Raw genomic sequence first — 13575 nt, 5'->3', positions numbered from 1 at the left:
CAATCGTCGTTCAGTGAAATGTGGTGGTAGCCCGGCCCGTTCGGAGCCGCTACCGTCGCGGCAAGCCGTCGCGTATGCCCACAAGCGGGAGGAACCCCATGCTCCAGCAGGTCGCGGAAGGTGTGCTGATCCACCAGAGCGCACTGCTCCAGAACAACACCGTCGTCGTGCGGGGCGGGAGCGGCGTGCTGCTCGTGGACGCCGGGATCACCGGCGACGAAATGGCCTGCCTCGCGGACGACCTTCGTGAAGTGGGCCAGCCTGTGGCGGCAGGCTTCTCGACGCATCCCGACTGGGATCACGTGCTCTGGCACGCCGAACTCGGCGACGCGGTGCCTCGCTACGGAACGGCCCGCTGTGCGGCGTACATGCGCGATCTCCTGTCGAACGCCGACTGGGAGACCCGTGTCGCCGAGGGGCTGCCGCCGGAAATCGCCGACGAGACACCGCTCGACCTGTTCGGCCGCATTACGGGGCTGCCCGCCGACACCGCGGAGATTCCCTGGGACGGCCCCAGGGTCCGGATCATCGAGCATCCCGCGCACGCCCCGGGCCACGCGGCGCTGCTGATCGAGGAGCGCGGCGTTCTCGTCGCCGGCGACATGCTCTCCGACGTCCTGGTTCCGATGCTCGACCTGGACACCGCGGACCCGGTCGAGGACTACCTCGTCGGGCTGCGGATGCTCGAAGGTGTGGCGGACGACGTCGATGTCCTCGTCCCCGGTCACGGGTCCGTCGCCACGGGGGACGAGGTGCGTGCGAGGGTCAGGCAGGACCGGGCGTACGTGCATTCCCTGCGCGACGCCCACGCCGCTCCCAATGACCCGCGGATCGGTCCCTCGGCCAAGCCCGGCTGGGAGTGGGTGAGCGACGTGGACGAAGGGCAGCGCCAGGGCCTCGCCCAGAAGGGCTTCGGGTGAGAGCGGACGGCTTCTCCGGGTTGAGCGCGTTTTCTGCGGGTTGAGCACGTTGCCGGACCGGGCAGCCCTTGCGCGTGGTCAACCTGTCCCGCTCGGGCGCGGTCGCGACGGGCGTGCTCGAACGGCAGCTGCCACGCCTCGGCACGCTGCCCGCCACCCCCGGCCGCATCACCTGCGGCGTCGGCGGCAACGGCATTCTGGACACCGTGCCCCGCCAACCGCACGCCACGCTCCGTACGTTGATCGCCCGTCTGCCCCGCCGCTCACCGCCGGCCAGAGCCCGTCCTAGCCCGCCCCGCCGTTGTCGCGGAACCAGCCGAGGGCGACCTTCGCGGCTCCCGCGATGAGCGCGTCGTCGCGTTCGGCGTCCTTGGTGTCGCGGCGGGAGAGGACGGCCATGGTGATCGGGGCGGAGCCGGGAGGCCAGACGACGGCGATGTCGTTGCGCGTGCCGTAGCCGCCGGTCCCCGTCTTGTCGCCGACCTGCCAGCCCTTGGGGGCGCCGGCGCGAATGGTGGCATCGCCGGTGGTGTTGCGCTTGAGCCAGTCCGTCAGCACCGCCCGCTTCTCGGAGGGGAGCGCGTCGCCGAGGACGTAGGCGCGCAGATCGGTCGCGAGGGCGCGGGGCGTGCTGGTGTCGCGGAGGTCGCCGGGAGTGGCATTGCTGAGGGCGACCTCGTACCGGTCGCACCGGGTGACCCGGTCGCCGAGGCCGCGCAGCGCGTCCTGCAGGCCCCGGGGTCCGCCGAGTTCGCGGAAGAGGAGGTTGGCCGCCGCGTTGTCGCTGTACCGGACGGTGGCGTCGCACAGTTCGCGCAGGGTCATCCCGGAGTCGACATGCCGCTCGGTGATCGGCGAGTTGGGGATGATGTCGTCGCGGTCGTAGCGCACCAGACGGTCCATCTGCCGCAGGGACTTCTTGTCCAGCACGGCGCCGGCGAGCAGCGCCTTGCAGGTGGAGGCGTAGGCGAACCGTTCGTCGGGCCGGTGGACGACCGTCCGGCCGCTGCCGGTGTCGAGCGCGTACACCCCGAGCGTCGCGTCGAACTTCCGCTCCAGTTCCGCGAAGGCGCGCTTCGTGCGGGGGTCGGTGCGCGTCGACGCGGAGGGGGCGGCGGCGGACTTGGCCGAGCGGTCGGACTTGGTCGGGCCGTCGGAGTTGGTCCTGGACGCGGTGTCCGGGCTGTCCGTGCATCCGGTGAGGGGCAGCGCCGCGAGCCCGGCGAGGGTGGCGAGGGCGGTGCGGCGGGTGGCGGCGGAGGAGGGGCGGGGGCGCAGGGGGTTCATGAAGTGGCCTTCGCTGGTGGGGGATGCGGGTCTGTTCAGATGTACGCGGGCTGCTTCTCTCTCAGTTCTGTGGGACCTGTGCTGCGGCGGCTTCTGTTCGGTGGGACCTGTGTTGTGACCGCCCTTCCTCTGTTGTGCGACGGCCGGCCGCTCAGCCCGCCAGACCGCGCAGGAACCGTGCCGCCACCGGGCCCGCGTCGGCGCCGCCGGAGCCGCCGTCCTCCAGGAGCACCGCCCACGCGAGGTCGGAGTCGCCCTGGTAGCCGATCATCCAGGCGTGGGTGCGCGGCGGGGTCTCGGCGCCGAACTCGGCGGTGCCGGTCTTCGCGTGGGGCTGTCCGGGCAGGTCCTTCAGGGCGCGGGCGGAGCCTTCCGTGACGGTCGCGCGCATCAGCTCGCGCAGTCGCCCTGCCACCCCGGCGTCCAGCGCCACCGGCGCCTCGTGCTTCTTCTTCACCGCGTCCGGCACCAGGACCGGCTGGGCGAAGGTGCCGCTCTTGACGGTGGCCGCGACGGACGCCATCACCAGCGGCGAGGCCTGGACGCGGGCCTGGCCGATGGTCGCGGCGGCCTTGTCGTTGTCGCTCGTCGTGACGGGGACACTGCCGTCGTACGTGGTCGTGCCGACGTCCCAGCTGCCGCCGATGCCGAACGCCCGGGCCGTGTCGCGCAGATCGGTGGGGGAGAGCCGGTCGCGGGCCTCGACGAAGTAGGTGTTGCAGGACTGGGCGAAGACGTCGCCGAAGGTCGAGCCCTCCGGCAGGTCGAACTGGTCCTGGTTCTCGAAACGTTGGCCGTCCACGCGGGCGAACTTCGGGCAGGACGCCGGGTCGTCGGGGCGTGTGCCGCCCTTGAGGAGGGCCGCCGCCGTGATGACCTTGAAGACGGAGCCGGGCGGATAGCGGCCTTCGAGGGCGCGGTTGAGGCCGCCGGGGCGGTTGGCCGCGGCGAGGATGTGGCCGTTGCGCGGGTCGACGGCGACGATGGCCGCCTTGTGCTCGACGCCGTCCAGGGCCTTGGCCGCCGCCTTCTGGATACGCGGGTCGACGGTGGTGTGCACGGGGCGGCCCTCGGCCTTCGCGGCCTTGGTGAGGGTCTTGACGGCGCGTCCGCTCTCCCGGTCCGCGACCACCAGGGCCTTGTTCGCCTTCTTGCCGCCGGAAAGACCGGAGAGTACGTCGTCGTAGCGGGCCTCAAGGCCCGATGCGCCCTTGCCGCTGACGGGGTCGACGGTGCCGACGAGGCTGTCCGCTTGGAGCGGATCGCCGTTGGCGTCGAGCACCTTCCCCCGGTCGTTGCCGCCCTTGAGCGCGAGCGTCTGGCCCGGCCGCAGCGCCGGATGGATCATCGGCGAGGTGAACTCGACCTTCCACGCCCCCGACACGTGCAGCACCCGTGCCGTCGAGCGCCAGGAGATGTCGCCCGCACCCGGCACCTTCATGGACACGGTGAAGGGGAAGCGCACGTCGTCGTCGCCCTCCTTCTCGCCCTGCCCCTCGGTGACGGTGGTCTTGTCGGGCTTGAGGTTGGTCAGGACCGACTTGAGGAGCGACTCGGCGCCGTCGGGCGTGTCGGTGTGGCCCGCCGCCTTCGCCGCGTCGTGCCCGGCCCACGCGTCCAGGAACGCCGTCAACGGCTTGTGGGCGGCCGCCACTTGAGGGTCCTCGTCGCCGTCGTCGCCCAGGGCGAAGACGGCGTAACCACCGCCCGCCAGGAGCAGGGCCAGGAGCAGGCCCACGAGGACGGCCGGCCGGCGGCGCCGCGAGCGTCCGCGCGGGGCGGGAGCGTTCCAGGTGTCGGTATGCGTCAAGGTGCCCTCCGTCTCGAGTCGGGACGGCCCCGGCTCGACCGGCCGACCCCCGTACCGGAGTCAAACCCGCCGCTGACCGGCATGTCGAATATGCTCTTGGCATCACGGTGATTCGCAAGCAGTATCGCTGCACGTCAGGAGGTGTGGAGTGCTCACGGAACGGCATCTCGAAATCTTTGTCGCGCTGGCGGAGGAGGAGCATTTCGGGACCGCGGCGCAGCGCGTCGGCATCACCCAGCCGCCACTCTCACAGGGTCTGCGCAGGCTGGAGGCCCTGCTCGGCGTGCGCCTCTTCGACCGCGAGCGCGGAGTGACCCTCACCGAGGAGGGGACGCTGCTGCTCCCGCACGCCCGCCGGGCCCTTGCCGCGCTCACCGAACTCCGCGAGACCGGCGAGCGCGAGCACGCCGACGGCCGCCGGCTGCGGCTCGGCCTCGCGCCGGAAGTGCCGACGACCCTCGCCGCCGACGTGGCCGCCGCGCCGGTCCGGGCGGGGGAGCGGACCCGGATCGGCATGGTGACGGCTCCGACGGCCGCGCTCCTGGGGGACGTCGCGGCCGGGCGGCTCGACATCGCCGTCATCCGTCATCCCTCCGTGCTGCACGGCCTCGCGGCGGGCCGGGTGATCCTGCTGCCGACCTGGATCCTCACGCCCGGCGGACGCGGTGACGCGGGGGACGCGCTGTCGTCACGGCTCCCCGTCGCCGTACGGCCGCGTGGTGAGGCGCCCGCGGCCCACGACCTGTTCGTGGACACCCTGGCCAGCCGGGGCCGCCGGGTGGAGACCGTGGTGGTCTCCGACGAGCGCGCGGGACTCGCCCTGGTCGCGGCGGGCCAGGCGGTCCTGGTCACCGCGGACGTCACGCTGACGGCCACGGGCGTTGAGCGGCGGGCCGCGGCGGACCCGCCGCTTCCGCTGCGCCTGCGGGTCGCCTGGGATCCGCGGCGCCCCGGAGCGAAGGAGACCGCCGAGACGGCGCGCATCCTCGAGGACGCCCTGACCCGTGAGGTGGCACCGTGAGCACCGCGAGTTCCGCGAGCGGCGGAAGGCGGCCCGGCAGCGGCGTGGAGCGCGTCATCCGCGGCATGTTCGACGACGCGGGCGTCCGCGGCTGGCTGCACGTGGCGGAACTGCACCGCCCCGAGGCCCGCGTGACCATCGACCCCGGCGAACGGCTCCCCATGGCGTCGGTCTACAAGGTGCCGCTGATGGTCGCCTTCTGCCGGCTCGCGGACGCGGGCCTCATCGACCCGCGCCGCAGACTGACCCTGGAGCCCGACGAGCGCGTCCCCGGACCGACCGGCGTCTCCATCCTGCGCGACCCCGTCACCATGTCACTGCGCGACATGGTGGTGCTGATGATGACCATCTCCGACAACACCTCGGCCGACGCGGTGCTCCGCGCGGTCGGCCCGGACGTCGTCGACGCCATGTGCCTGGAGCTGGGCATGCCCGACACCCACGTCCTCGGGGGCGTCGTCAGTACGTTCGACCGGCTGCTCGCCGACACGGGCGCGGGCTCGCTGGACGCCGCCCTCGCGCACGTGGCGGACAACGACACCGTGGTGCCACCGGGCGTGTACGACCCGGCGTACAAGGCGTCCACCACGCCTGAGGACATGGCGCGGCTGCTGCGCGCGATCTGGACCGGGCAGGCCGCGTCCGAAGAGCGCTGCGCGTTCATGCGCGGCGTGATGCGCGCCCAGCCGTGGCAGCACCGGCTGGCCTCCGGTTTCCCCTACGACGACGTCACCGTCTACGGCAAGACCGGCACCTTCGGCTCGATGCGCCACGAAGCGGGCGTGGTCGAACTCGCCGACGGCAGCACCTACACCGCCGTGGTCTTCACCCAGGCCGCCCGCTCGGACAACAAACTGCCGCGCGCCGACGCGGTGATCGGCGCCGCCGCCCGGACGGCCGTGGAGGAACTGCGGGGCCGCCAGGGCACCTGAGCCCGCCGCTCACCCGTCCTGCGGCAGACCCGGCGCGCCCCACAGCGCGAACCAGCGGCCGAGGTCCTGCTCGATCCGGAGATCGTCCTTCACCGTCGCCCTGACCTGGAGCTCCAGCGCGTTGTCGCGCTTCTGGCCCGGACGCGGGGCGAACGGATAGAACGTGCCCCGCTTGTAGAGGTAGACCAGCGCGAGAGGGCGCAGCTCGGCGTCCTGGAACGTGACCAGCGAGCACAGGAGTTGAGGGCCGAAGCCGTTGTCCTGCAGCGCGGAGTTCACCGCGTGCAGATCGTTGACCAGGGCCGGCAGTCCGTCGCCCGCACGCCGGGAGAGCAGCCAGCCGTACCCGAACCCGTCCTGGCTGAACTCGACCGGCACACCGGCACGTTCGGGATCCGCGTCCAGCAGCGCGCGCACCTCCTGCCGTACGCGGGCGAAGGCACCGCCCTCGATGGCGGCGAAGCACACCGCGCCCACGCCCGTCGGGGCGAAACCGATGGCGGCCTGCAGCGTGATCGCCGCCGACGGCAGCCCGAACAGCTGGTCCAGATCGGGCTTGACCGGCTTGCTCCGGCCGAGCAGCGCGTCGAGGAGGCCCATATGTCTCTCAGCTCCGTGTCTCGCCCAGCCGGGCGGAGATCTCCGCGAGCGCCTCGATACGACGCTCCAGGCTGGGGTGGGTGGAGAGCAGACCGCCCAGCGCCGTACCGGACTTGAGGGCCGGGCTGAAGAAGAACGCGTTGAACGCCTGCGCGGTCCGCAGATCCTTGGTCGGGATGCGCGCGATCTCGCCGCTCACCTTGGTCAGCGCCGAAGCCAGCACGGACGGCTTGCCGGTCAGCATGGCCGCGGCGCGGTCCGCGGCCAGTTCGCGGTACCGGGACAGCGCCCGGATCAGCAGGAAGCTGATGGCGTACACGAGCGCGGAGACCGCCATCACCACCGCGATCACGGCGGCGGTGTTCTGGTCGCGGTTGCGTCCGCCGAAGAGCTGCGAGTAGAACGCGAACCGCACGATGAGCCCGGCGATCACGCCCAGGAACGAGGCGATGGTGATCACCGCGACGTCACGGTGCGCGACATGCGACAGCTCGTGCGCGAGGACGCCCTCCAGCTCGTCGGTCTCCAGACGGCGCTGCAGTCCGGTCGTGACACAGACGACGGCGTGATCGGCGTTGCGGCCGGTCGCGAAGGCGTTCGGCAGATCGAGCCGGGAGACCGCCACCCTCGGCTTCGGCATGTCCGCGGCGGCGCACAGCCGGTCCACGACGCCGTGCAGCTCGGGCTCCTCCTCCGCCGTGACGAGGCGGCCGCGCATGGCGTACAGGGCGATCCGGTCGGAGAACCAGAACTGGGCGCCGAGCAGTGCGACGGCGATGACGACCACCAGGGCCACCGACTTCAGGAGCACGACCAGGGCGGCGACGAACGCCACGTACACCAGGCCGAGCAGGAACATCGTGACCACCATGCGGGTGGTCAGCTGCCGGTCGGGCTCGAAACGGCTGCGCATCGTCATCACCCCGGAACCGGGCCCGTGCGCCGCGTGCGACGCGAGACCGGGCCGCCAGTGCCATCCATGGTAGGGCGGCGCCGCCCGTTACGTCGCCGCCGGCCGCCCCGGACGTCCGGCGGGTTTGACGGCGCGGACGACGGCCGAGTGCATGCCGTCGGCGACGGGGTGCGTCGGGGTGATCTCGACGTCCGTGAAGCCCGCCTCCGCCAGGCCCCGGCGGTACTCGGCGAACGACAGGGCGCCCGCGATACAGCCCACGTAGTCACCGCGCTCGGCGCGCTGCTCCGGCGTGAGGGCGTCGTCGGCGACCACGTCAAAGACGCCGATACGGCCGCCGGGCCTCAGGACGCGGAAGGCCTCGGCGAAGACGGCCGGCTTGTCCGTGGACAGATTGATCACGCAGTTGGAGATCACGACGTCGACGGTGGCCTCGGGCAGCGGGATCGCCTCGATGGTGCCCTTGAGGAACTCGACGTTGGTCGCCCCCGCCTTCTCGGCGTTGGCCAGCGCGAGGCGGAGCATCTCGTCGGTCATGTCCAGGCCGTACGCCCGCCCGGTGGGCCCGACCCGACGGGCCGACAGGAGTACGTCGATGCCGCCGCCCGAACCGAGGTCGAGGACGCGCTCGCCCTCGCGCAGCTCGGCGACCGCGGTGGGGTTGCCGCAGCCGAGGGAGGCGGCGACGGCCTCGGCGGGGAGGGTGTCGCGCTCGTCGGCGGCGTAGCGGGTGGCACCGAAGTTCTCGTCGATCTCGACCGGCTGCGGCCCGCAACAGGCGGTGCCGCCCGCGGTCACGTGCGTGGCCGCGGCGGCGTACCGGAGGCGGACGGACTCACGCAGGTCAGTGGGGTGCTCGGACATGGCGTATGCCCCCTGTCAAGGTGCTGTATCGACGTCTATGGATATGAGACTGCCCCTTGAATCGAAGGACGTCAACATAGAAGGATGTCAAAACAGCACCTTGGGGTGCGCTCAACCCGGCGTTCGTGTCACTTCCGCCAGAACAAGTGGTGCGTCACGGTGCCGCTCGGGCTCGGCACGACGTCGAGGTGGAAGCGGTCCAGCAGATCGTCGGGCGAGTGCCACAGACGCGAGCCGGAACCGAGCTTCGTGCGGGCGACCGCCACATGCAGGGTGTCGACGAGATCGGCCTCCAGGAACTGCCGGATGATCGTGGCCCCGCCGCCCAGCCGTACGTCCTTGCCCTGTGCCGCCTCGCGCGCCTTCTCGAGGACGGTGGCGGGGTCGTCGTCGACGAAGTGGAACGTGGTGTCGGAGAGCGTGAACGAAGGACGCGTGTAGTGGGTCATGACGAACACCGGGGTGTGGAACGGCGGCTCATCGCCCCACCAGCCCTGCCACTCGTGGTTCTCCCAGGGGCCGCGCTGCGGGCTGAACTTGCCGCGGCCCATGATCTCGGCGCCGATGTTGTTCTTGAAGTCCCGCGTGAGGTAGTCGTCGAGACCGCGGCTGCCGCCGGGGTCGGTGCGATTGGGCCAGCTCGCCGTCGCCCCGGCCCAGGAGAACATCTCCCCGGGGTCGGCCTGGCCGAAGGGCCGCTCGAAGCTCGGGTTCTCGCCGGCACCGAAGCCGTCGCTCGAGACGGTGAAGTTCTGGACTTTCAGCAGCTGACTCATGTGGCTCATCCTCTGTCGTAGGCGATCGGTAGACCACCCGAAGCGGCGGAACTCATCGCCCGCGGCCGAGGTTTCTTCGCCGCAACGCCCGTGGAGCGCGGGGTCAGGTCCGCGCTCCACGGGCAGTCTCGGGGCTAGCCGCCGGAGGTGAGGCGGTCGACGGCCTCGCGGGTCAGCGCGCGGTCGTGCGGCGAGCCGTCCAGGGCGCGGTGCAGGGCGAGCCCCTCGATCAGCGCGTCCAGCTGGCGGGCGGTGCCCGCGTCGAAGTGCTGCTCCAGCAGACGCCGGCTGCGCTCCATCCACGCCTGGGTCAGCTCCCGGTACTCCGGGCGCCGGGCGGCGAGGGTGTACAGCTCCTGGGTGAGGATCAGATCGCGGCGGGGTCCCTCGGAGATCGTGTGGACGAGCTCGGTGACCGCCTCGCGGGCCTGGGCAGGCGTGGCGGCGGGGGAGAGGGCGGCGTCGAAGACGTCGACGATGTGGTCGGCGAAGCGGGTGAACGCCTCGCGCAGCAGACCGTCGATGCCGTCGAAGTGGTACGTCATCGACCCGAGCGGCACATCGGCGCGCACGGCGATCTTGCGGTGCGAGACGCCGGCGAGCCCCTCGTCGGCGATGAGGTCGAGCGTGGCGGCGAGGATGCGTTCGCGGCGCCGCGGGTCCGCGTGTCCGGTGGCCATGGGGGAGCCGCCCGTCAGAGGTCGCGCACGGGGCGGGCCGGATTGCCGACGGCGACGACGTTCGGCGGCACGTCCCGCGTGACCACCGCGCCCGCGCCGATCACGGAGTTGTCGCCGATCGTCACTCCGGGGCAGACGATCACGCCGCCGCCGAGCCACACGTTGTCCCCGATGGTGATCGGACGCGCGGCCTCCAGCTTGTCCCTGCGGGGCTCCGGCTCCACGGGGTGGGTGGGCGTGAGGAGTTGGACGTTCGGACCGATCTGGCAGTCCTCGCCGATGGTGATCCGGGCGACGTCGAGCGCGGTGAGGTTGAAGTTGACGAAGGTGCGGGCGCCGACGGCGATGTTGCTGCCGTAGTCGACGGCGAGCGGCGGCCGCACCTCGACGTCTTCGCCCACGGAGCCGAGCAGCTCGGCCAGGATCGGCCTGGCCCCGACGGCGTCCTCGACATAGGCGGCCTGATAGCGCGCGGCGAGCCGCATGGCGTGCTGCTGCCGCCGGGCGATCTCGGGGTCGTCGGCGATGTAGAGGTCTCCGGCGAGCATGCGCTCCAGGTTGCTGCGCGGGTCGTCGGCGAAGTGGGTCGTCGGCATGCGTACGATCGTACACCTTGGAGGGTACGATCGTACGCTCCAAGGGAGGCCTTATGACGGGCCTTGCGACGGGGCTTGCGGCGAGCGCCTTGCGGCAGCCCCGTCAGGAGTGTCCGGAGGGCCGGCGGCCGATCAGCTCATGGGTCAGCTTCATCAGCCGCCGACGGGCCTCCTCGTCGTACGCCTGCTCATGCGCGCGCACATCCGTGAACTGGTCGAAGTAGCGCCCGGTGGTGAATTCGAGCTCCGGGTCGGTGACCAGCCGCACGGTCGGCCGCACGCCCTCCTCGATGCCGACGGCCGGCGTGAGCCCGTACTCGCGTACGCCGTTGGTGTCCATCAGATGGGCCGGGTGCAGGGTGTTCACCGTGACGCCCGTGCCGTCGAGCTCGGCGGCCAGCTCGAAGGTCGCCATGATCAACGCGAGCTTGCTCCGGCAGTAGGCGCGCAGTCCCTCGTACCCCCGCTCCAGCATGACGTCGTCGAAATCGATGGTCTCCTGCCCGATCGAGGCCACGTTCACCACGCGGGCCGGCGCGGACGCGGTGAGCAGCGGCAGCAGGCCGCGGGTCAGGGCGTAGGGCGCCAAATGGTTCACCGCGAACCGCAGTTCATGCCCCTGCCGGCTCAGCTCGCGCCGCAGCGGCCGCGAACCGCCGCCCGCGACCGCGTTGTTGACCAGCGCGTCGAGCCGGGGCTCCGCCGCGCGCACCCGCGCGGCGAGGTCGTGCACCTGGTCGAGGTCGGAGAGATCCGCGAGGTAGGTACGGACGGCGGCGTCCGGGGCGGCGGCGCCGACCTCCGCCGCGACGGCGTCGAGGCGGGCACGGTCACGGCCGTGCAGCAGCACGGTGTGGCCGCGCGCGGCGAGGTCGAGTGCGATGCCGCGGCCGAGGCCCTGGGTCGCACCGGTGATCAGGGTGATGCGTCGGTTCATGGCGGCGATCCTGACAGCCGCGGCCCGTCGTACGGGAGTGTCCGCTGAGCCTGGTGTTCACACCACCAGCCGGAGCACCGGTCACCTCTGCGCCTCCGTATCATCGCGCCAAGGGCTCACGACTGCTTCCGGAGGCTGAACAGGCATGACAGAGGGTCGAGTTGTCGTCGTCACGGGCGGCGGGACGGGGATCGGTGCCGCCACCGCACGGCAGTTGCGCGCGGCCGGGCACCAGGTGATCGTCTCCGGGCGCCGCCCCGAGCCGCTGCGCCGCGTCGCCGAGGAGACGGGCGCGCTCGCCCACCCCGCCGACACGGCCGACCCCGAGGCCGTCGCGGGACTCGTCCGGGCGGCGACGGACACCTATGGACGCCTCGACGGGCTCGTGCTCAACGCGGGGATCGGCCGCAGCGGGGCGGTCGGCGACATCTCCGACGAGGACTGGGACGCCGTCCTGCGCACCAACCTCACCGGCCCCTTCCAGCTGATGCGGGCCGCGCTCCCGCACCTCCTGGAGACGCGCGGCTCGGTCGTCGCCGTCGCCTCCGTCGCCGCACTGCGCAACGGCGTCGCCAACGCGGCGTACGCGACGTCCAAGGCGGCGCTGCTCCAGCTGTGCCGATCGGTCGCCGTCGACTACGGCAAGCACGGCGTGCGCGCCAACACCGTCTGCCCCAGCTGGGTGCGGACCGACATGGCCGACCGGCGGATGACCCGGTTCGCGCAGGAGGCCGGACTCGGGGACGGCGGTGCCGACGCGGCGTACGAGGAGGCGACCCGGCTGATCCCGGCGGGCCGCCCCGGACAGCCGGAAGAGGTCGCCGAGGCGATCGCCTGGCTGCTCTCGCCCGCCGCCTCCTTCGTCAACGGTGCCACGCTCACCGTCGACGGAGGAGTGACGGCGGTCGATCCCGGGACGGTCGCCTTCGACTTCGGCATCGCGCCGCGCGGCGGAGCGGCCGGGCAGGAATAGCGGCCGATCAGGCCTAACGGCCGGTCAGGCGTAGCGCTCCACGCGGAGCTGGGCAGGTGGGTAGGGCGAGAAGGAGGTCGTGCCCACCGCCCAGTAGCCGCCGTCCGCGCCGGGAATCCGCGTGATCGCCTCCGGCATGAACGTGGTGGCGGTCTCCGGGCCCCGCTCACTGATCCACGTCGCGCCGTCCCAGCGCAGATAGTGGGCGCGCTTCTGGTCCCAGAAGTCCCATCCGGCGATCCGGTCCGGCCGTCCGTCGGCGTCCCCCACGATCCCGCTCAACAGGCCCACGCCGAAAGGCGCTTTGAGGCTCGCCCACTGAGACCCGTCCCAGTGCTGGAGCGTCACGCCGGGCGGTTTGCCGGGCGGCCCGCCCGGTCCGTACGCGAATCCGGTCAGCCAGATGTCGTCGTGCGCGACCGGCAGCAGCCCGCTCACCGAACCGCGGATGCCGAGCAGTCGCGGAATCACCGTCCAGGCACCGTCCCACCGGGCGATGACGTCGCCGAAGACCCAGGCCTCGCCGCCGGGCGTGACATGGACGCCGGTCGGCGTGGGCGCGGCCTCGTCCGGCAGCGGCGGGCACCAGCGCCAGGTCCTGCCGTCGCCGTGCATGAGCCCGGCGCGGTCGCCGTGCCGCCCCGACACCCAGAAACCGCCGTCGGGGCCCGCGGCGACATCCGTCAGCCGGGTGCCGGCCTCACCCCGGCCGGGGAAGTCCGTCTCCCGCCAGGTCGTGCCGTCCCAGGCGAGCAGCTGGTCGTGGCCCGCGGTGTCGGTGCCGAGCGCCCAGGCGGCCTTGGTCGAGGCGTCCGCGGCGACACCGCGCAGGCCGCCGGTGTACGTGAGGTGGGAGAGGTCGGCGGCGGTCCATGCCGAGCCGTCCCAGCTGAGGGAGATCGGGGTGCCGAGGGTGCCGCCGTAGCGCCCCTGCTCGCCGACTGCCCAGGCGGCCGAGGGGCCCGCGGCGGCGACGGCGACGAGGTGGGCGGCTTCTTTCCCGGCGGGGGCGGTGACGTGCTGCCAGGAGCCGTCGGCGGATGACGCGGCGGCTCCGGCGGCTGATGGCTGCCGGGCGGTGGCGGCGCTCGCGGAGGGGAGCGGGAGGGCCAAGGCGGCGCCGGTGGTGGCCAATCCACGGACGAAGGTACGTCTTCGCATGGAGCGGAGTCCTTCCTCTGAGTCGTCTGTGTCGTCGTCTCTCGGGTGGAGCTACACCCTGAACTGGGCGCACTGCGGTGTCTATGCACGCGCATGCGCAATTCG

Annotated in this window: 14 protein-coding genes; 4 read left to right on the top strand and 10 right to left on the bottom strand. The window is 72.2% G+C overall.

Annotated elements, in window-relative coordinates:
• The first annotated feature begins 98 nt into the window (after positions 1-98).
• On the top strand, positions 99-920 hold the full coding sequence (locus ACIBKX_RS17135; protein ID WP_363272724.1) for an MBL fold metallo-hydrolase: 822 nt from the start codon (positions 99-101) through the stop codon (positions 918-920).
• Between the two features lie 285 nt (positions 921-1205).
• Here ACIBKX_RS17135 and bla read toward each other — a convergent pair whose 3' ends face one another.
• Positions 1206-2207 (bottom strand): class A beta-lactamase, encoded by a 1002-nt coding sequence (bla, locus tag ACIBKX_RS17130; protein ID WP_363272723.1) that lies wholly within the window; start codon positions 2205-2207, stop codon positions 1206-1208.
• 151 nt (positions 2208-2358) lie between these two features.
• Positions 2359-4017, bottom strand: coding sequence for a penicillin-binding transpeptidase domain-containing protein (locus tag ACIBKX_RS17125; RefSeq protein WP_363272722.1), 1659 nt, complete (start codon positions 4015-4017; stop codon positions 2359-2361).
• A 148-nt stretch (positions 4018-4165) separates the two neighbouring features.
• Here ACIBKX_RS17125 and ACIBKX_RS17120 point away from each other — a divergent pair, with 148 nt between their 5' ends.
• Complete coding sequence (locus ACIBKX_RS17120; protein ID WP_363272721.1) at positions 4166-5038, top strand: LysR family transcriptional regulator; 873 nt, start codon at positions 4166-4168, stop codon at positions 5036-5038.
• On the top strand, positions 5035-5970 hold the full coding sequence (locus ACIBKX_RS17115; protein ID WP_399375813.1) for a serine hydrolase: 936 nt from the start codon (positions 5035-5037) through the stop codon (positions 5968-5970). Before ACIBKX_RS17120 ends, ACIBKX_RS17115 begins: the two co-directional genes overlap by 4 nt.
• A gap of 9 nt (positions 5971-5979) precedes the next feature.
• On the opposite strand, the gene ACIBKX_RS17110 is transcribed toward ACIBKX_RS17115, so the two are convergent.
• From ACIBKX_RS17110 to ACIBKX_RS17080, 7 genes are all read right to left on the bottom strand, one after another.
• Positions 5980-6570 (bottom strand): hypothetical protein, encoded by a 591-nt coding sequence (locus ACIBKX_RS17110; protein WP_363272720.1) that lies wholly within the window; start codon positions 6568-6570, stop codon positions 5980-5982.
• Between the two features lie 7 nt (positions 6571-6577).
• Positions 6578-7483 (bottom strand): zinc metalloprotease HtpX, encoded by a 906-nt coding sequence (gene htpX, locus ACIBKX_RS17105; protein WP_363272719.1) that lies wholly within the window; start codon positions 7481-7483, stop codon positions 6578-6580.
• Between the two features lie 87 nt (positions 7484-7570).
• Complete coding sequence (arsM, locus tag ACIBKX_RS17100) at positions 7571-8347, bottom strand: arsenite methyltransferase (protein ID WP_363272718.1); 777 nt, start codon at positions 8345-8347, stop codon at positions 7571-7573.
• Positions 8348-8475: 128 nt separating this feature from the next.
• Positions 8476-9123: a dihydrofolate reductase family protein gene (locus ACIBKX_RS17095; RefSeq protein ID WP_363272717.1), complete on the bottom strand. Its 648-nt coding sequence runs from the start codon at positions 9121-9123 to the stop codon at positions 8476-8478.
• Positions 9124-9257: 134 nt separating this feature from the next.
• Positions 9258-9803, bottom strand: a complete 546-nt coding sequence (locus tag ACIBKX_RS17090) for a TetR family transcriptional regulator (RefSeq protein ID WP_363272716.1) — start codon at positions 9801-9803, stop codon at positions 9258-9260.
• 14 nt (positions 9804-9817) lie between these two features.
• On the bottom strand, positions 9818-10399 hold the full coding sequence (locus ACIBKX_RS17085; RefSeq protein ID WP_363272715.1) for a sugar O-acetyltransferase: 582 nt from the start codon (positions 10397-10399) through the stop codon (positions 9818-9820).
• 103 nt (positions 10400-10502) lie between these two features.
• Positions 10503-11336, bottom strand: a complete 834-nt coding sequence (locus tag ACIBKX_RS17080) for an SDR family NAD(P)-dependent oxidoreductase (RefSeq protein ID WP_363272714.1) — start codon at positions 11334-11336, stop codon at positions 10503-10505.
• Between the two features lie 145 nt (positions 11337-11481).
• On the opposite strand from ACIBKX_RS17080, the gene ACIBKX_RS17075 reads away from it, so the two are divergent.
• Positions 11482-12309 (top strand): SDR family oxidoreductase, encoded by an 828-nt coding sequence (locus ACIBKX_RS17075; RefSeq protein WP_363272712.1) that lies wholly within the window; start codon positions 11482-11484, stop codon positions 12307-12309.
• A 24-nt stretch (positions 12310-12333) separates the two neighbouring features.
• On the opposite strand, the gene ACIBKX_RS17070 is transcribed toward ACIBKX_RS17075, so the two are convergent.
• Entirely contained in the window at positions 12334-13470 is a 1137-nt protein-coding gene (locus ACIBKX_RS17070; protein WP_363272711.1) for a hypothetical protein, read from the bottom strand.
• Positions 13471-13575 lie beyond the last annotated feature (105 nt).

It is taken from the genome of Streptomyces sp. NPDC050658 (assembly GCF_044457025.1).
GTDB lineage: Bacteria > Actinomycetota > Actinomycetes > Streptomycetales > Streptomycetaceae > Streptomyces.
Note: the sequence above shows the minus strand (reverse complement) of the source record. Positions and strands in the feature narration are given on the sequence as shown.